The organism is Pseudomonas sp. ERMR1:02, from assembly GCF_002277815.1.
In the GTDB taxonomy this organism is placed as follows: domain Bacteria; phylum Pseudomonadota; class Gammaproteobacteria; order Pseudomonadales; family Pseudomonadaceae; genus Aquipseudomonas.
This window is the reverse complement of sequence record NZ_NKJI01000015.1, coordinates 1-23,656: the sequence shown is the minus strand read 5'-3', so window position 1 is coordinate 23,656 and position 23,656 is coordinate 1. Positions and strand designations below refer to the sequence as shown.

Annotated in this window: 21 protein-coding genes and 6 pseudogenes; 11 read left to right on the top strand and 16 right to left on the bottom strand. The window is 53.2% G+C overall.

The genetic code is table 11. The annotated features are described in order from the left end of the window. Positions 1–66: 66 nt before the first annotated feature. The 4 genes and pseudogenes from CES87_RS22885 to CES87_RS22870 all read right to left on the bottom strand — a co-directional run bounded on the left by CES87_RS22885 (position 67) and on the right by CES87_RS22870 (position 5,384). Complete coding sequence (locus CES87_RS22885; protein ID WP_128607885.1) at positions 67–1,836, bottom strand: ABC transporter ATP-binding protein; 1,770 nt, start codon at positions 1,834–1,836, stop codon at positions 67–69. After that, a pseudogene (locus CES87_RS22880) lies at positions 1,826–2,980 on the bottom strand (beta-glucosidase). The gene CES87_RS22885 and the pseudogene CES87_RS22880 overlap by 11 nt, the downstream one beginning before the upstream one ends. Next, positions 2,977–4,221 (bottom strand): UDP-galactopyranose mutase, encoded by a 1,245-nt coding sequence (gene glf, locus CES87_RS22875; RefSeq protein WP_128607963.1) that lies wholly within the window; start codon positions 4,219–4,221, stop codon positions 2,977–2,979. Before glf ends, CES87_RS22880 begins: the two are co-directional and overlap by 4 nt. Beyond that, a complete protein-coding gene (locus CES87_RS22870; RefSeq protein ID WP_128607884.1) occupies positions 4,209–5,384 on the bottom strand; it encodes a glycosyltransferase family 1 protein in 1,176 nt (391 codons plus the stop codon). Before CES87_RS22870 ends, glf begins: the two co-directional genes overlap by 13 nt. A gap of 281 nt (positions 5,385–5,665) precedes the next feature. Between CES87_RS22870 and galE the strand changes: the two genes are divergently transcribed. Further along, positions 5,666–6,694 (top strand): UDP-glucose 4-epimerase GalE, encoded by a 1,029-nt coding sequence (galE, locus tag CES87_RS22865; RefSeq protein ID WP_128607883.1) that lies wholly within the window; start codon positions 5,666–5,668, stop codon positions 6,692–6,694. Here galE and CES87_RS22860 read toward each other — a convergent pair. The 3 genes from CES87_RS22860 to CES87_RS33545 all read right to left on the bottom strand — a co-directional run bounded on the left by CES87_RS22860 (position 6,667) and on the right by CES87_RS33545 (position 8,342). Beyond that, a complete protein-coding gene (locus CES87_RS22860; protein WP_128607882.1) occupies positions 6,667–7,200 on the bottom strand; it encodes a hypothetical protein in 534 nt (177 codons plus the stop codon). The two genes, galE and CES87_RS22860, sit on opposite strands and share 28 nt — an antisense overlap. A 529-nt stretch (positions 7,201–7,729) precedes the next feature. Next, a complete protein-coding gene (locus CES87_RS22855) occupies positions 7,730–7,951 on the bottom strand; it encodes a hypothetical protein (RefSeq protein ID WP_128607881.1) in 222 nt (73 codons plus the stop codon). Positions 7,952–8,048: 97 nt separating this feature from the next. Then, positions 8,049–8,342 (bottom strand): hypothetical protein, encoded by a 294-nt coding sequence (locus CES87_RS33545; protein WP_128607880.1) that lies wholly within the window; start codon positions 8,340–8,342, stop codon positions 8,049–8,051. 376 nt (positions 8,343–8,718) lie between these two features. Here CES87_RS33545 and CES87_RS34525 point away from each other — a divergent pair, with 376 nt between their 5' ends. Both CES87_RS34525 and CES87_RS22840 read left to right on the top strand, forming a co-directional pair. Continuing rightward, complete coding sequence (locus tag CES87_RS34525) at positions 8,719–8,871, top strand: DUF1652 domain-containing protein (protein WP_128607879.1); 153 nt, start codon at positions 8,719–8,721, stop codon at positions 8,869–8,871. Positions 8,872–9,108: 237 nt separating this feature from the next. Next, the gene (locus tag CES87_RS22840; protein WP_128607878.1) at positions 9,109–9,549 is read left to right on the top strand and encodes a hypothetical protein; all 441 of its coding nucleotides are present in this window, start codon (positions 9,109–9,111) and stop codon (positions 9,547–9,549) included. A 276-nt stretch (positions 9,550–9,825) separates the two neighbouring features. On the opposite strand, the pseudogene CES87_RS33540 reads toward CES87_RS22840, so the two are convergent. Then, a pseudogene (locus CES87_RS33540) lies at positions 9,826–9,918 on the bottom strand (LysR family transcriptional regulator); the annotation flags it as partial. 343 nt (positions 9,919–10,261) lie between these two features. Between CES87_RS33540 and CES87_RS22830 the strand changes: the two are divergent. The 6 genes and pseudogenes from CES87_RS22830 to CES87_RS22800 all read left to right on the top strand — a co-directional run bounded on the left by CES87_RS22830 (position 10,262) and on the right by CES87_RS22800 (position 18,859). Next, positions 10,262–11,737 (top strand): HAMP domain-containing sensor histidine kinase, encoded by a 1,476-nt coding sequence (locus tag CES87_RS22830; protein ID WP_128607877.1) that lies wholly within the window; start codon positions 10,262–10,264, stop codon positions 11,735–11,737. Between the two features lie 502 nt (positions 11,738–12,239). Beyond that, positions 12,240–14,423: pseudogene (locus CES87_RS22825) on the top strand (FdhF/YdeP family oxidoreductase). A 572-nt stretch (positions 14,424–14,995) separates the two neighbouring features. After that, positions 14,996–15,670, top strand: coding sequence for an HAD family phosphatase (locus tag CES87_RS22815; protein ID WP_128607876.1), 675 nt, complete (start codon positions 14,996–14,998; stop codon positions 15,668–15,670). Positions 15,671–15,744: 74 nt separating this feature from the next. Beyond that, complete coding sequence (locus tag CES87_RS22810) at positions 15,745–15,990, top strand: hypothetical protein (protein WP_128607875.1); 246 nt, start codon at positions 15,745–15,747, stop codon at positions 15,988–15,990. 207 nt (positions 15,991–16,197) lie between these two features. Continuing rightward, a pseudogene (locus tag CES87_RS22805) lies at positions 16,198–17,142 on the top strand (glycogen-debranching protein); the annotation flags it as partial. Positions 17,143–17,560: 418 nt separating this feature from the next. Continuing rightward, on the top strand, positions 17,561–18,859 hold the full coding sequence (locus CES87_RS22800; RefSeq protein ID WP_218196377.1) for an Nramp family divalent metal transporter: 1,299 nt from the start codon (positions 17,561–17,563) through the stop codon (positions 18,857–18,859). 65 nt (positions 18,860–18,924) lie between these two features. Here CES87_RS22800 and CES87_RS22795 read toward each other — a convergent pair whose 3' ends face one another. Next, entirely contained in the window at positions 18,925–19,146 is a 222-nt protein-coding gene (locus tag CES87_RS22795) for a hypothetical protein (protein WP_128607874.1), read from the bottom strand. A gap of 303 nt (positions 19,147–19,449) precedes the next feature. Between CES87_RS22795 and CES87_RS22790 the strand changes: the two genes are divergently transcribed. Together CES87_RS22790 and CES87_RS22785 are read left to right on the top strand one after the other, a co-directional pair. Further along, on the top strand, positions 19,450–20,331 hold the full coding sequence (locus CES87_RS22790) for a manganese catalase family protein (protein WP_128607873.1): 882 nt from the start codon (positions 19,450–19,452) through the stop codon (positions 20,329–20,331). A 54-nt stretch (positions 20,332–20,385) separates the two neighbouring features. Beyond that, complete coding sequence (locus tag CES87_RS22785; protein ID WP_128607872.1) at positions 20,386–20,712, top strand: hypothetical protein; 327 nt, start codon at positions 20,386–20,388, stop codon at positions 20,710–20,712. A gap of 341 nt (positions 20,713–21,053) precedes the next feature. On the opposite strand, the gene CES87_RS22780 is transcribed toward CES87_RS22785, so the two are convergent. The 7 genes and pseudogenes from CES87_RS22780 to CES87_RS22755 form a co-directional block, all read right to left on the bottom strand. Continuing rightward, positions 21,054–21,200, bottom strand: coding sequence for a DUF2934 domain-containing protein (locus CES87_RS22780; RefSeq protein WP_128607871.1), 147 nt, complete (start codon positions 21,198–21,200; stop codon positions 21,054–21,056). A 153-nt stretch (positions 21,201–21,353) separates the two neighbouring features. Beyond that, entirely contained in the window at positions 21,354–21,581 is a 228-nt protein-coding gene (locus CES87_RS22775) for a PLD nuclease N-terminal domain-containing protein (RefSeq protein WP_128607870.1), read from the bottom strand. 91 nt (positions 21,582–21,672) lie between these two features. Then, a pseudogene (locus CES87_RS22770) lies at positions 21,673–22,118 on the bottom strand (DUF421 domain-containing protein). A gap of 7 nt (positions 22,119–22,125) precedes the next feature. After that, positions 22,126–22,335, bottom strand: a complete 210-nt coding sequence (locus CES87_RS34520) for a hypothetical protein (protein ID WP_322784198.1) — start codon at positions 22,333–22,335, stop codon at positions 22,126–22,128. 58 nt (positions 22,336–22,393) lie between these two features. Further along, the gene (locus tag CES87_RS34515) at positions 22,394–22,642 is read right to left on the bottom strand and encodes a hypothetical protein (RefSeq protein ID WP_322784197.1); all 249 of its coding nucleotides are present in this window, start codon (positions 22,640–22,642) and stop codon (positions 22,394–22,396) included. A gap of 5 nt (positions 22,643–22,647) precedes the next feature. Continuing rightward, positions 22,648–23,148 carry a CinA family protein gene (locus CES87_RS22760; RefSeq protein ID WP_128607869.1) on the bottom strand — a complete coding sequence of 167 codons (501 nt, stop codon included), beginning with the start codon at positions 23,146–23,148 and terminating at the stop codon, positions 22,648–22,650. Between the two features lie 140 nt (positions 23,149–23,288). Next, positions 23,289–23,536 (bottom strand): annotated as a pseudogene (locus CES87_RS22755) (hypothetical protein). Between the last annotated feature and the right edge of the window lie 120 nt (positions 23,537–23,656).

Below are 23,656 nucleotides of genomic sequence, written 5' to 3'. Positions count from 1 at the left end.
ACAGCCCTACCCTGGCAGGCACGTTGCACGTGACGACCCGCGCTGTGGGACTCGACCTCCGTTTTTTTACGAGCTATGAGATGCCAACGCCTGCGCTTGCCATAACGTCTTGAACGGCCCATCGCGCTTGAGTAAATCTTCAGGAATACCGTCCTCGACGATCTGCCCTTCGTGAAGAACGATGATGCGGTCAAAACTCACCACGGTTGAAAGACGGTGAGCAATCGCGACCACCGTCCGCCCGCGCATCAATGCCGTCAATGCAGTCCGGATGACCGACTCTGTTTGGGAATCCAGCGCTGACGTCGCTTCGTCCAACACCAGAATCGGTGCGTTTTTAAGAAAGGCCCGAGCCAGGCCGAGACGTTGACGCTGACCACCGGAAAGCCGCGCGCCACGCTCACCAATCAATGTTCCGTATCCATGGGGCAAGGCACGAATAAACACATCGCAATAGGCTTGCCGGGCTGCGCCGAAGACATCGTGGTCAGCGGCTTGTGGTTGACCATAGGCGATGTTCTCGAAAATGCTGCGATTGAACAGCGCCGCTTCCTGCGGAACGACGGCAATTTGCCGTCGGAGGCTGTCCTGGCTGACCGAGCGAATGTCGCGGTCGTCAATCAGGATGATTCCACTGCGCACATCATCCAGGCGTTGCAGCAAATGGATCAATGTCGATTTGCCTGCGCCGGATGCTCCGACCACCCCAACGGTTTGGCCCGCCGGGATGTCCAGAAACAAGTGCTTGAACACGTCGCGGCCATCGGAATAGCTGTAACTGACATCGATGAATTTGATACTCCCGCGCGGGGCCTGCATTTCTTCCGGCGTGTCGGACAAGGCATGAGGCTGAACGATGATGCGTAATGTCTCGGCGATATCCCCTAGTTGCTGCGAGGTGTCGACCAGCGCCAGTGCCAGATCCCGAGAGCCATGCAAAATGCGGAAAGTAAGTGCGCTGATCATCACCACATCACCGGCGGTGATGCCTGTGTCGCGCCAGAGGCTAATCGCCCAGATGAGCATGCCGCCAGCCATGAATGATAGAAAAATATCGTGCAACAGACGGGCTTTTTCCAGATAGATCCAGCTGCGACGCTGGGCTCTAGCTTCGACGCCGATGGCGCGCTCAAGCCTCTGACGCTCCCGGTTACGAGCGGAGAATGCCTTGATCGTCCAGACGTTGGAGACCAAATCGACAATCTCTCCCCCGACCCGCGCCGATTGCGAAGCAAAGTCGATATGCCGCGCGCGCCCACGGATACCAAAAAAGGTAATCATCAGGCCTACAACAATCACGCATGCGATCAACGCGCCAGCCATGCCGATGCTTACCGTACACAGCACGATCACTGCACCGAGGAAATCGACACATGGCGGGATAATCTTCCACGCCAACCCACCGTAGATCGAACCTGCCGCCGCACCCGCCGATGAGATTCTATTAGCCAGTGCGCCGGCGAAATGCTGGGAAAAATAGCGCATGGGGTGGCCCGTGAGATGGCTGAATAGATCTACACGCAGATCAGCGCAACTAGCGACCACTGTACGACATCCCAGCCAGCCGCCTAGCCGCCAGAAGATGTTTTCCAGGACAATCAAACCGATGAATAGACTGAAAGGCCACCAGAGATGAGCGCTGGCCCGGTCACCCAGAGTCATCACATCCACCAGCAATTTCATGCCGTATTGCACGGCCACTGCGCAGCTGGCTGCACCAACCACCAGAAACAGCATCACGGAGAAATGCCAGGGACGCCGACGAACATAGCGCCAGAGAAACGCAACTGGCTGATCGGCTAGCGGCTCCTCTTCGATCACGTCTTCACGTTCCATGGGAATCCGTACCAAATGCAGTTTGCGCTCCGGGTCTACTGAAGCGTTGCGTCAGCACATGCATGGCCACACGCAGCGGATGGCACGGCGCACGTAGCCCTTCGCCGTCGGAATAGCCGAATAGTCCGGCGGGACAATAGCGGTCATCATCCCAACCCGGATAGTCGAGTATGGGATACCAACAGATACCCTCGATCGGCACGCCACGCCGCATCGACTGCTCGACCTGATCGCTGATATAAGCAAGCCACGGTACGCGTTCACCAGCTTCCGCACCGGTTTCCGACAGGAGCATCGGCCGCTCGTAACGCTGGTAAACCTCGCTGAGCATGCCCGCCAACGGGCGGTAGTCACGGGCGCCCCGAGGTATTTTCGGGCCGTTGTGAAACCATTGGTTATGCGGGTAGAAATTAACGCCGACAATGTCCAGATAGGATTCTTGTCCGCCCAGCCCGGCCACTGTCTGCCGGTCAGCAGATCCCATGCGTCGAACTGGGACTGTCGGTAATTTTCGGCGGCATTGACCTGGTCGACACGGTGAGAACCGGCGATGACGTTAATCAATGGTTCGCCCTGAATAAACCGTGCTGACGGTACCTGTTCACGGATGGCCTCTATCGCCGCAATGCTCGCCCGTACCAACTGATGCTTGAGTTCGAGTCCACGTCCCTTGACTGATGGATTGAAATACCCGACCGCCCCACCCGCCCAGCTCCAAAACGAAATTTCATTGAGGGGCGAATAAAATGGATGTTCAATCCCTCCTCTCGGATCAGCCTGGCAACGGCAGCGCAGAACTTTGCGAAACGCTCGACGAACGCCGGCCTCCATATATCAAGATCGTCAGGGTAACCGTAATGGCAAAGATCCAGATCACTTGCAGATCACAGGCCTGCGCGGCGCGCAGCATGGGCAGGAAACTGCTCCAGTCATAATGACCCGGACGCGTCTCGATCAAATGCCAACGTAGTCCATCTCTGATGCTGCGGATGCCCATTGCCGACATCTGCTGATAATCACGGGTCACCCAGCGCTCATGGCCTGTGGCATTTAACAAGTCGAGGCGCCGGCCATCATTGCGTCGGTGCGACGAACACTCAAAACCGGCTAGCAAAAAACTGTCGAAAATATCCTGCCTTTTCATGGCGCCGAAACCGGGCCTGCAGTTTTCACCCTGCTGCCATTGTTCGGCTCGGCTTCCCAGCCCGATACGTGTGCGTCGCTGGCAGCCTCGGCAATACGTTGGTAAAGGGCCAGTGCCTGGCCCACTACCTGATCCATGTTGTAATACTTGTACGTCCCTAATCGGCCAACAAATGTGACATCCGATGTGCTTTCGGCCAGTGTCCGGTAGCGTTTGTACAACTCGGCGTTTTCCGGGCGAGGAACAGGGTAATAGGGATCGCCATCCGAACAGGGAAATTCATAGCTGATGCTGGACAGTGGATGTGTCTGTCCGGTGAGATGCTTGTATTCGGTGATGCGCGTATACGGCACTGCTTCGTCGGGATAATTGACCACCGCCACGGGCTGAAACTGCGGCTGGTTTATTGTCTCGTGCTGAAATCGTAAAGACCGATAAGGAAGTTTGCCAAAGCAGTAATCGAAATACTCATCGATCGGCCCGCTGTAGACCAGGTGACCATAACGCACACAATGACGCACAGCCTTGAAATCGGTCTCTAGCAGAATGTCGATGCGTGGGTGATCGAGCATGCGCTCGAACATGCGTGTATAGCCATCGCGCGGCATCATCTGAAAAGTATCGCTAAAGTAGCGGTCGTCACTGTTGGTTCGGGTCGGCACACGAGAGGTGACGGATTTATCGAGCTCTGACGGATCGAGTCCCCACTGTTTTCTGGTGTAGCCTCGAAAAAACATTTCGTAGAGTTCACGACCCACCTGGCTGACAACAACGTCTTCCGACGTGCGGACAGTGGCCACCGGCTGCGCACGGCTGGCCAGGAAGTCAGCTGCTTGCGGTTCCGTCATGGTCAATCCATACAATGTGTTCAGCGTAGTCAGGTTGATAGGAATGGGTACGCAATGCTCATCGACTTGCGCCAGTACCCGATGCTCGTACGCACGCCACTCAGTGAATCGCGAAAGGTATTGAACAATGCGCTCGGCGTTGGTGTGAAAGATATGTGGGCCATAACGATGAACCCACACACCCGCTTCATCCATATGATCAAAGGCGTTGCCGCCGATATGCTCGCGACGGTCGATCAGCAGCACGCGCTTGTCTAACCCTGCGCTCAGTCGTTCGGCCAACACGCTGCCGGCAAACCCGGCACCGACAATCAGGTAGTCGTAGAAAGGCGAAGCGCTGTCGCTATCCTGGGATGAACCGCCAGTGGCAGTCTCCAATGTTATCTGAGGCATTCGATCTGCTCCTTCATAACGGCGCAGGTTTTGTCCCATGACATCCCGTCAAGCACGGCATCGACACGCCGGGTAAAGGCAGCAGAGTCATGACTGCGATCGAGATTGCCTTGAATGGCGGCAATAAACTCATCGACCGATGCAGCGATCGCCACCACACCTGCGTGGCCATATACACGAACCACATCAACGATGGGCGAAGAAACCACGGGGCACCCGCCCGCCAAATATTCGGGAGTCTTGGTGGGACTTATGAAGCGCGTCGATTCGTTGAGGGCGAAGGGCATCAAGGCGACGTCCCAACCTGCGAGATAAGCAGGCAGCTGTGAATAGTCCTTACAACCCAAGTAGTGGATGTTGGGATAGCGTGGCAGAGCTGCCGGATCGATTTTGACCACAGGGCCGATCAGAACAATTTGCCATTCAGGGCGCTGGCGCGCCACCTCGCTGACCAGCGCTACGTCAAAACGCTCATCGATTACGCCGAAAAATCCAAGACGGGGGTGCGCAATCGCAACCTGATCCAACGGCTGCGGCAGTGGTTGCCGCGCGGCAGCAAAATGGTTGAGGTCAACGCTGCTGGGAACTGCATGCGCGTTGTCATGGAGCTTGCTCTTGGCCTCCCAGAGGCTGAAGCCCCCCGTAAAGACGACGTCAGCCCGATGCATCAATTGTTGCTCCTTCTCCACCAACTCCTTGGGTGCTCCCTTGAACGCGGATAGTTCATCCATGCAATCAAAGATGGTGACTTGTCCTTCAAGGTGCGAGGTGAAGTCCAGACTCATAGGGGTGAAATACCAGAGCAATAATTGCGAGGGCGCATGCATCGCCAGGTATGCATCCAGCAGCTCTCGCTGAGCAGTGATGGTTTGGGTTTGTTCAAGGCCTGCCGGAAGACGAGGCACCAGCACCGTCACGCCCTCCGTGGGTTGGATCTGCTCCAGCCAAGGGTTGTCAATGTCGTCGTGCAATGGCTCCTCAAAAAACAGCACATCATAGTCTTTGGCCAAGCGCGACATCACATGCTGCGGTCTTTGATACACGAAACCCCAGCGCAAATGCGACAGGCACAAGAGCGTAGGACGAACGGATTGAGCGGCTTTTTTGTTAGCGTTCAGAAAGGCGGGCGTCAACTGCGAGTCGGGTTGCTCTACAAGGTTCATGTGCTTTCCCTCGGTCATTATCGGTACGAAATCCAAAGCGCAGTAACAACCTGGCTTCAACACCAATTCATGCTTTCGAAGAGCGACCCGGTGATCCGATACCACGTTCTGCGCGCTTCTAGGGTGTTGGAGGAGCTGTTGCTCAAATCCGTTCAAAGACGTTTGATCCCAAGTCGATGAAGTGCATTACCGGTCGGGTAAATTCCCTGAACTACCCATCGCCTGTGACCCCATAACAAGGAAGCGGCGCAATTTTGCTCGGCTTGGGATGAGGGCGCATCATGATCTTGGTGACCGGAGGTGCGGGGTATATCGGGGCGCATATCTGCGTCGAACTGCTGCGCGATGGTAGCGACGTTTTAATACTGGACAATCTCTGCAACAGCTCGCGAACATCCATCGAGCGGATTACCGTACTGGGAGGTGTTCGTCCAGGCTTCATCACAGGAGATATGCGCAATCGCGCGCTCCTGGATCGTATATTCGATGATTATCCGATTGACGCTGTCGTCCATTGCGCCGGGCTGAAAGCCGTTGGCGAAAGTGTGCGCGAGCCATTGCGATACTTCGAGACAAACGTCAGCGGCAGCGTGAACTTATGCCAAGCGATGGCCGATGCCGGCGTCAACACCTTGTTATTCAGCTCTTCGGCCACTGTTTATGGTGAAAGCGTACAGATGCCAATCGACGAATCTTGCGCCTACGGGCAACCCACCAATCCGTACGGCCATTCCAAACTAATGGCGGAAAATGTCATGACAAGCATCGCCCGATCAGACCCGCGCTGGTCGGTGGGCTTGTTGCGCTATTTCAATCCGATCGGCGCGCATCCTTCCGGGTGGCTGGGTGAAGCGCCCACCACGGCGCCGAACAATCTACTGCCTTATTTGTTGCAAGTGGCTAATAAGGAGCGTGAGGATTTAAATGTTTTCGGTACCGATTATCCGACACCCGACGGCACCGGGGTGCGCGATTACATTCACGTAATGGATCTGGCCGAAGGGCATCTGAAGGCACTGGATTACCTGCAGCGCAAATCGGGCGTGCACATTTGGAACCTGGGGACAGGTCGTGGTTACTCTGTTCTTGAAGTGGTTAGTGCATTCGAGCGTATTTCAGGAGTACCTATAGCGCTAAAAAACAGTCCACGTCGTAGCGGCGACATCGCTCAATGCTGGGCCGATCCGAGTAAGGCAGAGCGTGAGTTAGGTTGGCGCGCAGACAGAAATTTGGACGATATGCTGAGAGACGCATGGCGTTGGCAATGCCAGAATCCCCACGGTTATGAAACGGATAAGCTGGTCAGTTGATCGACTGATGGTTTCTCGCCGCATTCTTGAGCTACTTGGGCAATGTCAATCAATGACCGATAGATATCTGGATCATCTGTTGGGCTGTAAGTGATGCCGCTGACGGTACGCCCGGTTTCTATCAGTTCGAAATGCTGCCCATCAGGTAGTTTCAGCGTTAGCCCTACGCTTAGGGCGATGACTCCAGGTGGACTTAAGGCGAGGTTCGCTCCGTCTGCGTCCCGATAAACCTTACCGTCGTAGGAAGTTTTCGTACCCCCCATCCAATGTGTTGCGTAGTGGAAAATGGATCGCCCGATTGTCCTCCACAAATCTAAGGCGCCACATTTCACGACGTTGTAGGCCGACGCATCGACTTGCTGCCCGAGAGAATTAACCTGAGATAACAACTGCGCCGCGACAGGTAATCGACAAGGGCCCTTCAGCCCGAGGATCGTTTCGCACGCCGCTTTTCCCGTTGATGGAGGACGCTCTGCTACGGATGGCTCAAAAATTTTGAACGACAACCGCACTCTTTTATCTCAATAGTGAGCATGTCACGGCCATTGGCATGCTGTAGCGGTAATCTTTTGCAAATTTTTGCTCGTCAACTTGCTTCAGATAGTCAACTCATCGTTCGCCTGCCGGCGTGCAGTTTTCTTCCCATTTTAAAGTGAGGAATTGCCATGATTTCGAAACGTAGAAATTTTAGCGCTGAGTCCCCCTCGGACTTCTCACGTTTGTTCACGGTCACGGCGGATTCGTTCGAGCGGGACGCTCAGCGTCTGTCGCAACACGTGCTGCTCGCCTTACTACAATTCCCGACTCCGCGCATATAGATAAGGCTCTTGACCATTCAAATAGCGGGATGAGCGGTGTGCCCGCTTCAGAAATCCGAAAAAAAGCCCGCGCATCGCGCGGGCAACAGGAGGTTTGCATGAGCGGCTCGTCTGGCGACGACGGCCTATTATTGAGAGCCAGGGTGGACAGCTGTAGTTCGATTTTTTTACCAAAGCCCGTCGGAAGTGCGCTTCCGACAATTAAGGTTTTCCGTCGCTAGGTGCCCTCGCCTACACCCGCAACCGATTGCGCGTAGAAAACCGTTGCCTTCTCGATGAGCGCTCTTCGTTCTTCAGGACTGATAATTCCGTCTTCTTCAAAATCATCCGCGAGCCGCAACAGCGCTTCATACTGCTCTTCGGCGTCCATCCGAATTTCGGGTTGGTTGAACAATCTTTCCCACGCCTTCAATGCTAGGCTTTTACGATGGTCGTTCATGACAAAGGCCACTCAGGTGTATGCCTCGATAGATACCTGCGGATTTTGTGAAGTTCGAAGAAGAGGACAATCGGTAAAGGAGGTGTTTAACAGGAGCCTACTGCTCATCTATGCCTTTGTGCCGTGCCGTCTCGGTAGCCACACGACGAGCGCGCCCAACTCCCCAAGCTAGGGCCCGCGTCATTGATTCGCCAAGGCGGCATTCACGGATTTCTTCGAAAATGTGCATGCCGCTAGATGCGTAAACTCCGATGAACATTTGAGTGCTACCGGCGCTGGAGAGCCTTACTTGTACATCGATGATCGTTCCATCATCGAGCGTTTCATCATGCGTTCTGCAGTGCAGCGACGGATCTGCCCATGACCAATATCGTTCGCCCCGTTGTCTCATTTCGCGCCTCTACATTTTTGTTAGTCGCTTGAATATAGCCGCGCGAACACTCTTTTGTCGGGCGCCCATCGATCGCTACGACAGTTACCGACGAAGCGTGAGCATCACGAAGCCCATCCAATAGATTCTCTCGTAGGGATGCCATGTCACTGTCCTCATGGGTGAAGGTAATTAATAGAAATTCGACTTTGCAGCGGGTTCAGTCAATTTGACCAAGGCCTTTAATCCGAGCGCGCAGGGATGTGAGCGTTCAGCAGCTCAAATTTCAGCCCATTCCAATATTGCGGATTTGCGCCGCCTCACCTCGCTGTGCCCATACCGTTCGGCTTGAGGCTGGGACACCACTTTCAGAGGCTCCCGTCCGAGACAAGCCTTCATGCTATGTACTTTAGAAATTCGTCCCTTAGGAGAACAAAGTTTTCAGCCCACTCGTTGCGAATGCACAGTCGATCCGGGATCCGCTCTGACGGTACGATTTTTCCACGACACGTCGAATCAAGAAATTCTTGTCGTCACCGATATTCGTTAGCTCAACTGGGCAACGGGTATGCGGTCGCAAGTCTTGTTGCAGGGGCTACGACAGGATCTTGAACTCGTCTCTTCTGCTCCAGGCTATACAGTCAGTGATCCAGTTCCCAGGTTGAACGATCAGCGACATGAGGTTGACTGCCACTTAAACCGACGCCAAATGCTACGCTTGATTTATCCGAAATGAGATGAAGCGCCTTCCATCGAAACCTCACTACTCAGACATTTGAGAGTCACCATGAAGCGGATCCTGATCGGCGTTATCACCCTTGCGACAATCGGTACGACGACCTATGGACTGCTCCAATGGAGAGCTGTCGAAAAGCAACATCAAGACGTTTTGTGTGGTGACGCTAAGCACACATTAGAAGAAGTGGAAATTCGCGCGCGCGCGTTGGCTGCCGGGATGACCGTAGATGCATACGCTAAAGCTGAAGAAGAGGAAGTGGCAAAACTAATCCGTGCGCTCGAAGGTGCGGCAAGCGACGAGGATGTTGATTCGGTCATGGCGAGTCAAGCTGACTCCATAAAAACGGAGAACGCCGCTGTTGAGGCACAGGTGGACGCTAAAGGCGATCAATCATTCCTCGAACAACGATTAATCAAACAACGGATACCCGTCGAGGTTAAACAACAACTCAAACGCGCCGCGAAGGCAGTCAGTCTCATTTGTAGCTAGCTCTCAGCGATAACAAGCTCTCCCCTGAAAGCTGTCCGACCCAGATTTCCCCTCCCTAGCCAAATCCGCATAGGGGACGACCTCAACAGGCCACTCCTGCCACACCATTCGGCATGCGAGTACGAACTGTAGTGTTCTAATGAAACCGGACACTCATTTAGGCGAGAATGCCCGCCAGATCGAGGTGTCAGATGACCTAACAACACCGCTCCTTTACTCCTGAATTCAAGCCCGAGGCTTTGGACGAAATGCCCTGAGCACTTCAACCAGTTCTCAGCTTGCGAGGAATGACTCAACCGTAATTCCAAGAGTTTGAACCATGCAGGAGCCTGCAACACCGCATTGAACGAAGGCATTCGACTCATTCATCTATCTGCTAACGTGGATCGCACAACAGGCATGATCTTCCTTCTGTTCGCAGCTCGGTTGGCTCTCCGCAAGCGGTGAATGAGTCATTCCCTGTTTTCAAGTCAGCTTTCCCCATAACTGGGGTATTTAACCCATGTCCACGATCAAACGATTACCAGCGAATTAGCCACAGAATCAGAATGCACCGCCTCAAGCGCGACGCAATCTCAATTTCGGTCATCTCAACCAGGAACAGGAAGCCTCCAAATTCTGGCATAAAGAATGCTGTGCTCCCCTCTACGCACTATTGAGCGGTTGAAGCTGCTACAACAGCATTTAGCAGCACACCCACGGGGCAATTGCTATGCTCGTAACCGCTGCATTGTTCAAGCGCCTGCGCCGGAGAAGCGCTGATTCGATTGCGCCCACCAAGCAATTCAACTTACTACAATGGTTTTCAATCGTCAGTTTCCTTCTCATTAGCGTGATTGCTTTTGGGCTCGGCTCTTTGTCAACACGGTTCCTGGCAACGGAAAGTCTTGAGCGCGATGCCCTGATGTCAGCGCAATTCATCCAGACCATCGCGAAAGGTGAGATTCGTCACCATGGACTGACCGGAATGCAGCCCGCCGATACTGCGGCACTCACTGAAAACGGGACGGTGTCGGAGGAAATGTCGAAAAACAGGCAACGTTTGACTTCCGAGTTTCTGGATTACCTTTCGCGCCTGCCCGACTCGCTCCTGGTCAACATCTTTTCCCCACTTCGGACGGTGGTCTGGTCTACCAACCCGCAGCTAATCGGAAAGAAAATTCTGAATGATGAGCTTGAGGAGGCATTCAGCGCCAAAGACCGGGTCTCCACCAAGTACAACGAAGTGGATGCTGACCGGATAGAACAGAAATTTTTTCGCTCTCCCAAAATATTTTTCATCGAGAGCTACATCCCTCTCGTGGATGACCAGGGGAACATCCTGGCGGTGGTTGAAGTTTATAGGGAGCCGCTCGACCTGATTGCACGCCTTAATCGCGGACACTGGATCATCTGGTTGTCCACAATGGGCGGTCTAGTTCTTTATTTCGGGGTCTACTGGATTGCACGACGAGCATCGATCTCGCTGGCATCACAAGAGGCCCAGCTCGTTGCCAACAAGACGTATGTTGGCTTAGGCGAAATGTCCACTGCGGTCGCTCATTGCATGCGCAACCCGCTCGCCTGCATCCGCTCAAGTGCAGAACTGGCGAAAGACATGGATGGCCAACCCGCGAAGAAAAACATCGATGATATTGTCACTCAAGTAGATCGGATGTCGCGGTGGGTGAATGAATTGCTCCTGTGTTTGAGTCCGATCCGAGGAGTGGCAGAACTGGTCGAGCCGACGGAAATTATACTGGCCACACTTAACAGCTTCAGTGCGCAACTGAGCCAGTCAAAAATCCAGATCGAGTTCAAGAATGTACCCATCCCACGGATAATCAGTAATTCGCTTTTGCTTTCTCAGATTCTGAATAGCATCGTTTCCAATGCCATGGAGGCGATGCCGGCAGGAGGAAAACTGACCATTCAGGCTAGCGTAGATGAAGACCAGCAGTGGCTTGATCTGATCATTGGCGACACCGGGAGGGCAGCGTTAAGGCAGCAAGAAATGATGGCTTTCAAATCCTTCTACACCAATAGGCATGGCAAGTTAGGCATCGGATTGATCATGGTGAAGCAGATCATGGAAAGTTTCGGTGGAGAAGCCAGCCTCACCAGCAACGAGCAGCAGGAACATCATTGCACTTGCGTTTCAGAGTTTCGGATAGAAGAACCAATGGATAACACTCCAGCATTCCGGTGAGTCGTCACCATGCGCACTGAGTCGATAAATCATACCTCGGTACTCATCCTCCGCATTTTCGCCATGGGCTTAGCTTTAACGCTTATCTGCCTGTTCGGCAGATAAAGAAGTCTTGTAAAGCTACCGAGACGCGTGGCGCTAATCGCTACACCGGGCATCAACTGGGTTGATTGACGACGTGTAATCGATCTGCTCACCCAGCCGCTGGATTGATACAAGCCCTTCGATAACGACATTGCTCGCTCTTACCAGACGCATCGTTACCTTATCTCCATGAACCATGGATCAAGCTGCTCCGGCGCCGTTCCATATTTCTCAAAGGGAATAAAATGGAATGGGGTATGCAAGTTAAAATCCTGATTTGGCCTCAACAGCCTGCGTTTTGTTGAGAGCTATCTTGGCGGCTCTAGCCATAGGACGATTTTAACCGATCCACTCGAACCTATTACCGCGCATGTTCGTCCTAGCTTTATCACCCCCGATAAAGTCTCAGGAGCCGCCAATGCTCATTCATCCAAAGGCCCATTTCCATCCGTACACCCATGCGAGCGGCGGTTGGGGTTCAGCAGGCTCGGTAATGAAAATCCTTTGGCGAGAACAGGCATTCGCCAAAGCCCCCGGCGCACTTCTGAAACAGAACAAGCCTGATGGTTTCGCCTGCGTCAGCTGTGCCTGGGCCAAGCCTGGGCATCCCCATGCGCTGGAATTTTGCGAGAACGGTGCCAAGGCCACTGCCTGGGAGCTGACATCCAGGAAAACCGACCCGGCGTTTTTTGCTGAACACACCCTTACCGAACTAAGGCAGTGGGCGGATTTTGATCTGGAGCAACAGGGTCGGATCACCCATCCACTGCGTTATGACGCTGCCAGTGATCGATATCGCGAGACGACTTGGGAAGAGGCTTACCGTGATATCGGCGTGCAATTGAAAACGATGGTGCCCGACAGCGTGGTGTTTTATGCCTCCGGTCGCGCCTCCCTGGAAACCTCGTTCATGTATCAGTTGTTCGCCAGGGCCTATGGCACGAACAACTTGCCCGACAGTTCGAACATGTGCCACGAGAGTACCTCGGTAGGTTTGCAGGAGAGCATCGGGGTTCCAGTCGGGACGGTGACGCTGGACGATTTCAACCACACCGACTGCGTATTTTTCTTTGGTCAAAACGTGGGAAGCAACGCTCCCAGAATGCTTCATCAATTGCAGGACGTACGCAAACGCAATGTTCCCATTATCACCTTCAACCCCTTGCGTGAGCGTGGACTTGAGCGATTTGTTAATCCGCAATCACCCATAGAAATGCTCACGCCGGAATCGACCATCATCAGCACTCAATATCACCAGGTCGCCATTGGCGGTGACACGGCAGCGATGATCGGCATCGCCAAGGCGTTGCTGGAACTGGACGACAAGGCGCGAAGCAACGGTGAACAAGCGATTCTCGATGACGATTTCATTGCCCGGCACACTGAAGGATTCGAGGCGTTCGCGAAGTCCGTTCGCGGGCATCACTGGCAGCGTGTTGAACGTAAATCCGGTCTGACTCGTGGTGCACTTGAAGCGGCAGCTACGACGTATGCCAACAGCAAACGGGTGATGATCATTTATGGGATGGGCCTTACTCAGCATCGGCACGGAGTGGAAACGTACAAATGGTGGTAAACCTTTTGTTGATGCGCGGCAACATTGGCAAGCTAGGCGCCGGTGTCTGCCCTGTTCGCGGGCACTCTAATGTTCAGGGCCAGCGCACAGTGGGGATTACCGAAGATCCCAAGAAAGTGCCAAGCAATTTAATCGAGCAGCATTTTGGTTTCAAAGTCCCGCAGCATCTTGGTCTGTGCACCGTTGATGCATGTGAAGGTATTCTTGCCAGAAAGGTACCGAACCCACCTGCTACCCGTGAAAAATCAATGGCTCTTGCCATGCTTGGGCCGTATCGAAATTGATCGGCAGAACGGCATTCAGCAAACGTATTCAACCGAAGACAGCACCGGATGCATTCACGGCTGGCACGGCCACGCGGAGCCGGTCGGGCCGAACGTTCGCGCGGAGGCTAGCATTGTCGCCGGTCTGGCCCTGGCTACCCTTCCCTCTGGTCTCTCAATCGACTGGCAGGGCTGGCGCGATGATTACTCAAAAATCAGAGTGGCCATGGGTCTTATCTACCCGGACATTTTTCACGACATGGAATCACGCATGGTTGAGCCGGGCGGCTTCCATCGCCCCATTGCCGCCGCCAAGCGCGAGTGGCTGACCGAGGGCGGCAAAGCGCAATTCATAGTGCCCTGCACCCTTGATGAAGATGATGACGTAGCCACCACCGACGAACCTCGCGACGTATTGCAGTTGATGACGCTGCGCAGCAACGATCAGTTCAACACGACGATCTACGGGTATCACGACCGTTTTCGCGGCATTACCGGCACCCGCGAAGTGATATTCATGCATCGTAACGACATCGTACGGTTGGGTTTTGAAGTCGGTGAGCGTGTGATGGTTACCACAGCTATCGAACCTGAGGTCGAGCGTCAGGTTGGGCCCTTGGAGATCATCGCCTACGACATCCCAGAGGGTTGTACCGCTGCTTATTACCCGGAATGCAATCCGCTCGTGCCGCTCTGGCACCATGCCGAACGCAGTAAGGTGCCGGCGGCCAAATCGGTGCCTGTTCGACTGAGTCGCATTTGAAGATCGCGTCTTAAAAGAACATTAGTTTTGAAGAGAATGCGCCAAGTGGGGTTAAGCCGTAACTCAGGCGGGCTGAACCATATGCGGAGAGGCTTCGTCATGGCTGCCTTATGGGATACCAGTGCCCTAGAGATGCGGAATCCACGACCATCCGGACACCCATTCCACCAACATCAGATAGCCAATCTGTGCATGCACGACCAATTATCAGCTGGCGTATTCAAAACACTGAACGCTGAGTCCTCTTCCGTTTCAAAAAAACAAGCCCTCATTTCAGGGGCACGGGAGAAGATGATGGGTAAGCGCCAAGCCACAGAGGTAGATCAAACCTCTTCAAATGAATCCAAAATTCCCGATCTTACTAAGTGCTCAGATGCCGGCCTGACTGACGACCAGCGAGTCAGTCGTGAGGAGTCTTCAGTGGATGGCGTACGAGTGAAGCTTGGCCCTGCTGACGTAGAAAGGATTCGAGATAAGTAATCTGAACATTTTGAAAGCATGGCGTTAGTTGGTACGCCTCACCAGATAAGGGAGGTCGTCGATTGATGGCGATCTGGATAGTGGAGTGAAAAATGCGACCGCAAACCTCATTCATTTTTGACCTGGATGGCACTCTGACTGACAGCGTTTATCAAAACGTAACAGCTTGGAAGGAAGCCCTCGACTCGGAAAACATCCCACTAGCGATGTGGCGGATTCATCGCAAGATCGGTATGAGCGGCGGGTTGATGCTTAAAACTTTATCCCGCGAGACAGGGCTGGACATCACTGATGAGCAAGCTGATCGGCTTAGCAAAAAGCATGCAGAAGCCTATAAGGCCATGCGCAGCCAAATTATGCCGTTGCCTGGTGCTATAGAGCTGTTATCGATGCTCACCAGCGAGCGGTTGCGTTGGAGCATTGCAACCAGTGGCGGCATTGAAACTGCTGAAATTAATCTCAAGGCGTTAGGCCTTGAGGTAAACCAAATCAACCTTATCACCCGCGATGATGTGCAGTACGGCAAACCTGATCCCGATCTCTTCTTGGCGGCGGCGAGAAAGATGGATGTTCCTATAGAGAATTGCCTGGTAATTGGCGATGCGGTCTGGGACATGCTTGCCGCAAGACGCTGCAAAGCGACCGGTATTGGCTTGCTATCAGGAGGCTATGACACTGGCGAGCTCGAGCGTGCTGGAGCGCTCAGGGTGTACGAGGATCCACTGAGCTTAAGTCTCCACTTGGACGAGATCGCCTCCCGACCGTAAATCGTGTTGAGTAGAAAGTAGGAGTCCATTGTCGTGCGACTCGCTACGTTCGATTGAACAGAGGTTTCAACGTCATGAGCGCATTTACTTTTGAACACATGAATGACTTGGATGCTGAGATAACTCGGTCTACCGCGCTGTTCTTTGAAGCAGATGAATTGGAAACTCTCGCTTACGGGATTTTAGATGCGGAAGTCAGAACCGATGAAGTTCTGAAAAAATTTTCGAAGGCAAAGGCTATCGCGGATGCAAAGCGAGCCGAAGCAACTCAGATATGGGTTCGCGCAAGACGGTTAATGAGTCAGGAGTCTCTTGGTTAACTGCGTTAAAACCGCAAATTACCATCGATCTGGCAGCGAACCGAATACATCGGAATGATGCCGCGCAAACGGGCAGTCATATTAAGGCCCACGACTGCCTGAAGGGCTTCATCAGCCCGGAACCAGCAATCATGGTCACTCGCTGAATGACAATGGCATTCGCGCGCAAAGAAATGGGGCTGCAAATCCCTTTGGGATTTGGGAGATACAGGCAACACACTCAACATGAGTCATCCTTGCGTATTGCAAATGGTGACCGACTCCTTGAGGTACTGGGGCTCGGAGATGGGTGTAGATGGATTTCGATTCGACCTGGCCACGATTCTCGGTCGTGAGCCTGAGGGATTCAGTGAGGGCGGCGGTTTCCTCGATGCTTGTCGTCAGGATCCTGTCCTGGCGAAGGTGAAGCTTATCGCCGAGCCATGGGACTGTGGCCCAGGCGGCTATCAGGTCGGCAATTTCCCTCCAGGCTGGATGGAGTGGAACGACAAGTTCAGAGACGTCTCTCGCGCTTTCTGGAAAGGTGACGACGAAATGCTGGGCGAGTTCGCCAAGATTTTTCTTGGTTCTGGTGAGCAATTCAATCTACGCGGCCGTAAGCCTGCTTCATCGGTCAACTTCATCACCGCCCATGACGGCTTCACCTTGAATGACCTCGTCTCCTACAACGACAAACACAACGAGGCCAATGGCGAGGACAACCGTGATGGCCATTCTGATAACCGCTCGTGGAATTGCGGTGTGGAGGGGCCGACCGAAGACCCTGCCATCATCGAGCTGAGGTATCGGCAGATGCGCAATCTTGTGGCCACGCTGTTCTTGGCCCAAGGCACACCGATGCTTCTGGCGGGTGACGAGTTTGCTCGTACCCAAGGCGGGAGCAACAACGCCTATTGTCAGGACAGCGAGATCGGCTGGGTGGATTGGAATGTCAGTGAAAAAAGTAGCGAACTACAGGAGTTCGTCAGATACCTGATCGAGCTACGCAAACGCCACCCTCTGCTTCGTCGCACCCGCTTCTTCACTGGCGAGTACGATGAAAGCCTCGGCGTTAAGGACGTGAGCTGGATCCAGCCAAGTGGCGATGAAATGGGCATGGAGCAGTGGCAGGACGGCAGTAACCGCTGCATGGGCATACTGCTAGATGGTCGTACCATTTGCCTTCGGCGATGAATACCAGGTTACCGGGCGCTCAGTACTGATGTTCGAATTGAAAAAGCCTGCTAAGAGAAAACGTCAGTAAATGATGAAGAACACCGCCGTCGCAATCGTGCACTGCGGTGTTCTCGAATCTTTCTCAAGCACACGTCCAATCTGGCTCATTTGGCTAAGGCGCGCTCATGCATTGACGTGAGAGGATAGTGGCGACTCCATCGTAATACCTCCATTTGTCAGTGCGCCGCTCATCGTTATCAAACATTTTTGCCTGAACACTCCGGCGAAGCCCGAACTCAAACCCTCGTGGTATTCCATCTCGCGCGGGAGTTAAACAGTGCTGGAGCCCCAACGCCCTACTAATTGCCCTTTGAATAGCGGCGACTCCTCCTCGTTTGGGCAAGGTGTCGGAGGCATTCAGCCCAGCCTAGGCAATTTAAATGGTAGCGTAAGCTTACCGCGTCAAGGCGGGTGGCTTCGAAATTTGCTTGCGTTCACAGGCCCTGGATACATGGTAGCCGTGGGCTATATGGATCCTGGTAACTGGGCCACTGATCTAGCTGGTGGGTCGCAATTTGGTTACATGCTGCTCTCGGTCATATTACTGTCGAACCTAATGGCCATCGTGCTTCAAGCGCTGGCTGCCCGCTTGGGCATCGCTACCGGGTTGGACTTGGCTCAGGCTTGCCGCGCACATTACAGTGCGCCAATGCGCATCTTCCTCTGGCTGACTTGCGAGCTGGCGATCATTGCTTGTGATTTGGCAGAGGTCATCGGCACTGCGATAGCGCTAAAGTTGCTCTTCGATATTCCGATGCTGTGGGGTGCAATCCTATGCGCCGCCGACGTTTTCCTGATCCTTCTTCTTATGCGTTGGGGTTTCCGATGGCTCGAAGCATTTGTGGTCGCCTTGCTCATGCTGATTTCCGTCTGCTTTACCGCACAGATAGTAATGTCCAAACCCTCCTTAGGAGCAGTCTTGCTAGGATTCGTACCTCAAACGGAAATCGTCACGAACCCAGCAGCACTTTACATAGCCATTGGCATCATGGGTGCGACCGTCATGCCGCATAACCTTTACTTGCACTCGTCGATTGTCCAAACCAGGGCTTTCGAGCGCAGCGATGCCGGCAAGCGACGGGGGCTGCGATGGGCAGTGACCGACAGTACGATTGCTCTTAGCCTGGCGCTGTTCGTCAACGCCGCTATCTTGATCACCGCCGCGACTGTATTTCATGCAGCCGGCCGTACAGACGTAGTAGCAATCGAGGAGGCTTATGAGCTGCTGTCGCCAATGTTGGGGGTCGGCATCGCTTCAACGCTGTTTGCGATTGCACTACTCGCGTCCGGAGTGAACTCCACGGTCACCGCAACGCTTGCTGGACAGATTGTAATGGAGGGATTTTTGCACTTGCGGATCCCAGGCTGGTTGCGCCGGTTGACCACACGCGGCTTGGCCATAATCCCAGTGGTCATTGTGACTGCACTCTACGGAGAGCACGGTACCTCGCAGCTCCTGGTATTGAGCCAGGTCGTACTGTCCATGCAGTTGCCACTGGCGATAATCCCGCTGGTGCGCTTCGTCACCGATCCTTCTCTAATGGCCTCGTTGGTGGTTGGCCGCTGGCTGGCAGCGCTTGCCTGGGTTATCTCAGCAATTATCGTGATGCTGAATATGAAGTTGCTAATTGGTGTTGTGCAGCAATGGTTGTAAAGCTGAACCCGCCGCGCAATGAGTGTGGCTACGCCTCCTCATCTCACGACATTGAATCGATGCACCTATGTGCCTTCTCCAACCCCCGTTACGGCTTGGGCATACCGCCGGGTCGCCTCGGTGACCAAAACCTTACGCTCGTCACGGTCAATAAAACCTTGCTTTAAATATTCCTCGGCAAGCCGGAGTAATTCTTCATATTGCTCTTGAGCAGTCATTCGGATTTCAGGCCTGGCCAGCAATGAATGCCACGTCGCGAGCGCTTGCTCTTTCCGATCTTCGTACATGATGATTTCCAAGGAATGTGTTGCGGTAGAGCTGCATCAGCATTGCAATGTTCACTAGGAACGACGTATGGCAAGTGCCAGGTTTTTGCATATACGCCCCATACCGCTCGACTTCATGGCACCCCGTTCCGGACATTTATGGATGACCTTTTCGCTGAACCTGATTGAACTATCTGAACAGTACCGTCGGTCTCGACCAAAAATAATATACGAAATTCTTCCCTGCTCTGCGCCTCAGAAACTATGCAGGCGCCATCGCCCGTAGTGATGAATGCGCCTTTAGCAAAGCCAGAGGAATTCGACATGTTCTTACATAACAAACGACTTCAGTACACCGTGCGTGTGGCCCAACCCAATCCTGGTTTGGCCAATCTTTTACTTGAGCAGTTCGGCGGAGCGCAAGGCGAGTTAGCCGCTGCTTCAAGATATTTCACCCAAGCATTGGCTGAAGAAGATCCAGGAAGGAAAGATTTGCTGATGGACATTGCTACCGAGGAGCTCAGTCACCTTGAAATCGTGGGCTCGATTATTGTAATGCTGAATAAAGGTGCGAAAGGCCAGCTGGCTGAAGGCGTGGAAGAAGAAGGCGAACTGTATCGGGCCATTAACGGTGCCGGTAACGATTCGCACATCACCAGCTTGTTGTATGGTGCCGGTGCGCCGCTTACCAACTCCGCCGGCGTGCCATGGTCGGCAGCCTACGTCGACACCATTGGTGAGCCTACCGCCGATATGCGCTCCAACATTGCAGCCGAGGCTCGAGCGAAAATCGTCTACGAGCGATTGATGAATCTCACCGACGATCCAGGCGTGAAAGAAGCACTCGGATTTCTCATGACACGAGAGATTGCCCATCAGCTCTCCTTCGAAAAAGCTTTGCACTCGATTCAACCAAACTTCCCACAAGGCAAGCTGCCAGGAATACCAGAGTTCACCAACAAGTATTTCAATATGTCGGGCGAGCCGAATGTACGCGGCCCATGGAATGAAGGTGGAGAATGGGAATACGTTGAAAGTCCGGAGCCGGCAGTTGATGGGGGTGATGGCCTGGCCACCGTCAACCTTTCGCCAGAAGATCGCGATGTGTTGGAAGCGATGAAAACCCGCACCGCTTCTGACCCGTCTAGTGAACCTATTACAGGTGCGGATCTGGGATCAGGTTTTGTTCAGGGGAAAGATGCTTGATGTCCTCAAAGCGGCCCCTACTTGGGGCCGATCTCACGCACAGGAGTAATGGAAATGGGTAAAAAATCATCCAATCCACCAGACTTCGATTTCTTTAAAAGCCTAATGGACGAGGCAAGTGCGGGTTTTGAACTCGACTGCAGACAAACGTGCAGAGGCATGAAGGTCAGTCTGGCAGTCAATGTTTTCGGCATAGGCACTGTTCTCCCGAACAATTTGGCCGACCAACAAAATGATTACCAATGGATTGAAAGTCGGACTAAACCCGAGACAGGTCATAGCGACGAACCAAAACTGACTACCAAATTCACGAGGGTTTCGGGTACCGCTGAGAGGGCAAAAAACGGCGCTCGGGGTATCGCTGAGCACCTTATCCAATAACAGGAGATACAGAAAATGTCATTTCAAAGAAACACGAATTCTGGATCACTCGCTAGCCTATTTTCACATCCGTCATTTTTGTTAGGCTCCGCGATCTATGCATTTGGCGTGGTAATTATCACTGCAGAAATATTGGAGAGTGTGTTTTAGATACATCCAAAAATGCACGAGGCATGTCACTTCGAAATCGGTGCGTACGCTACAAATGATAGAAACTCGAAACTCAGTATCCGAAGCGTACTATCGAAGTGATCCTGTTTTCGCGTAGATAGCGTCGCTACGTATCCTAGATTCGAGTGGTATAGTTACCTGATGGAGTTCGCTTTTAATGCCAAACTCCATTACGCAAATATTGGTCTTTTTGGTCGTACTTGGGCTTCCAGTTGTGCGCGATCCAGATGCCAATAAAATCCCGCAGCTCCTTCGGGGCTGGCATCCTTTTCCCACAGCGCATAGGCACGTTCTCGAATGGTTGATTCGTCGATCATTCCCGTCCTCCATTAAGCTCTCGGTCACTTTGGGCATTTTCTGATAGAACATGGCACTTCTCGACCATTAGCACCTCTTGATTCGAGACACACCAGCCGTATCCAGTCCCCTGATTTTCTGGCACTGGCGTAGAGATGACGAAGAGTCGTAAATCATCCCTTGCTGTGTTCAGGTGATGTCGGCCCTTCCTTGATGCCACGAGGGCCCGCAATTCCCCACACAATCAAGCCCAGCACAGGAAAGATGATGAGGCCGATGGCCCAGCCTCCTTTGACACCTACCGGCTTGTCGCTGCGGAACACACTGATCATTGCCCATAGATCGACAAGCAAGATGATACCCGCCATAGCAATCGCGAAATAACTGGTTGCTTCCGACATGATTCGACCTCCAAAGGCTAATGAACCTTAGAATTCGCTATTACACCGGTGTTCAAATTAATTCGGTGCAGCGTGCGAAGCGGTGCAAATATCAGGTTTCACGTGGAATGATCGATATCTTGCCGTTACGTTCGATGATCGCAAACTTGATTTCGTCCAGGGTCTCGATGCCTTGACTGGAGCGCGCCGCCTCCATGACATCGGCCTCCACTAAACGGGCAAGACGCATTCGTCGTTGAAGTAGCTTGCCATTTTCGACGATGACCGTAGGCTCACCGTCGATTAGTCGTGACACCCATCCCGAACGCTGCTTGAGCAAGGACAACCCGACATCAATGGCAATGAGGGTCACGATAACCAACATAGAGTTAGTCAACGAAAATCGTCACCCAGTAACGCTTGTTGGGTCGCCTCACCAATGATCATTAACAGAATGAAATCAAAGGTCGTCAGCTCCGCTAACGAGCGTCGACCGGCAATCTTGAACAGCACCATCAGCGCCAAATACATTGCCGCAGCCCGCAGTACCGAATCCATAGGTCACCTAAGGGAAAATGAATTGATCGAGCTTCACGCTGTTTGAGCCGGACGAGGAGATGCTGCTGTGGAACAGGCCCAATCCGTCGCCACGCAGGGTGAAATAAACAATGGCTTGACCTTGGGTGTCGGCTTGCACCCACAAGCGAACGCCCTTTGAGGAACTGCGGGCACGCACAGGCTCAGGTTGCACAGTCTCGATACTGAAGCCTTCCAAAAGCTCACCAGCCAACTCCAGTTCGAGCGTGGTATCTGGGGGCCGCGCAGACTAATTTTCATCGAATTGGTCGAGCCGTTACGGTGAAAATTTCGTACTCCACCCTGAGATTGTCATCTTCGCTACGCACATCCCTTGAGCTAAGTAAGCCCCGGGAAAATAAACCCGCCAGAGCTAGTACCATAAGCAGCACCAGTAAGTACCAGCCGCACCTTTCAAAGCGCCACACCTTCAACTGGTAAGGCATGTCTTCGCGTATAGGATATTCGCGACTGCGCAACTCCGAATGCTCGGCGTCGTGGTTCATCAGGCCTAACCTCGTTCGCCGTGCAGTACTCGACGATGAAAATGGGGAAGCCACTGCAAAGCGTATTCCGAGGCCTCTGCTTGCACCTGGCAACGTGAGCCAGAGAACCTTTGCTCTCGACTGAACAAGAACTGCTCGTTGCCTGACTGAAACGCCCAGGCAAAGCAGATTGTGCCGGCTGGAATGCCGTCGATGTCCTCCGGGCCTAGAATGCCCGTGGTGGCAACGGCGACGTTGGCAGTGCTATCTCGCAAGGCTCCCGCCGCCATCTCGCGTGCAACTTCAACGCTCGTGAGGTTGAATGTCTCAATAGTGGACAGTTTGACGTGCAGGAGACGTTGTTTGGCTTGAGGCGAGTAGACCACATAGCCAGATTCGATGAATTCGCCACTGCCTTCGACCTCGGACAACATTGTCACGATTTTTCCGGCAGTGCAGGATTCGGCAGTGCTCAGCATTAAGGCATGCCCACGCAAGTACTGAACTGTAACGTCTGCGATGGACATAGGACGCACCTCAATTAGTGTTACTCGGTTGAGTTCGGGTGTCGTTGATCATTCCCGATCCTGAAGCACAAAACGCGCGGCATGAGTCTAGGTTCAACGATTAAGTCCCTTATCAAGAGTACAAAATGCCAGTGCGAGGTTCAGTGGTAGTCGCCACCGGCGATAGCACGCAAATACGCTTGATCTGCCGCACATCTCAGATCTCGCCATTCGGCCCAAGTCACAATCCCCTTGCGATCCATTTCATCGGATTGTCGAAGCAGTTCTTCGTGATAGGCATCTGGACAGTTCATCCGCAATCTCCTGTCTTCAAAGTGCGATGCCAGCTATCCAACGCCCGAAGTCGGTTTTCCTCTTCCAGCGTGAACAGGTCTTTGAAAACTTTCATCGAAAAAATGCCCTTGGTTTCCAAGGTTGAAAACATTCAATGCAATCCGTTCACGCAATCTGACGAAGGGAAGTCGAGATGCTGTTCAATAGGATGCCCTGAGTCTGTACCTGATCATGG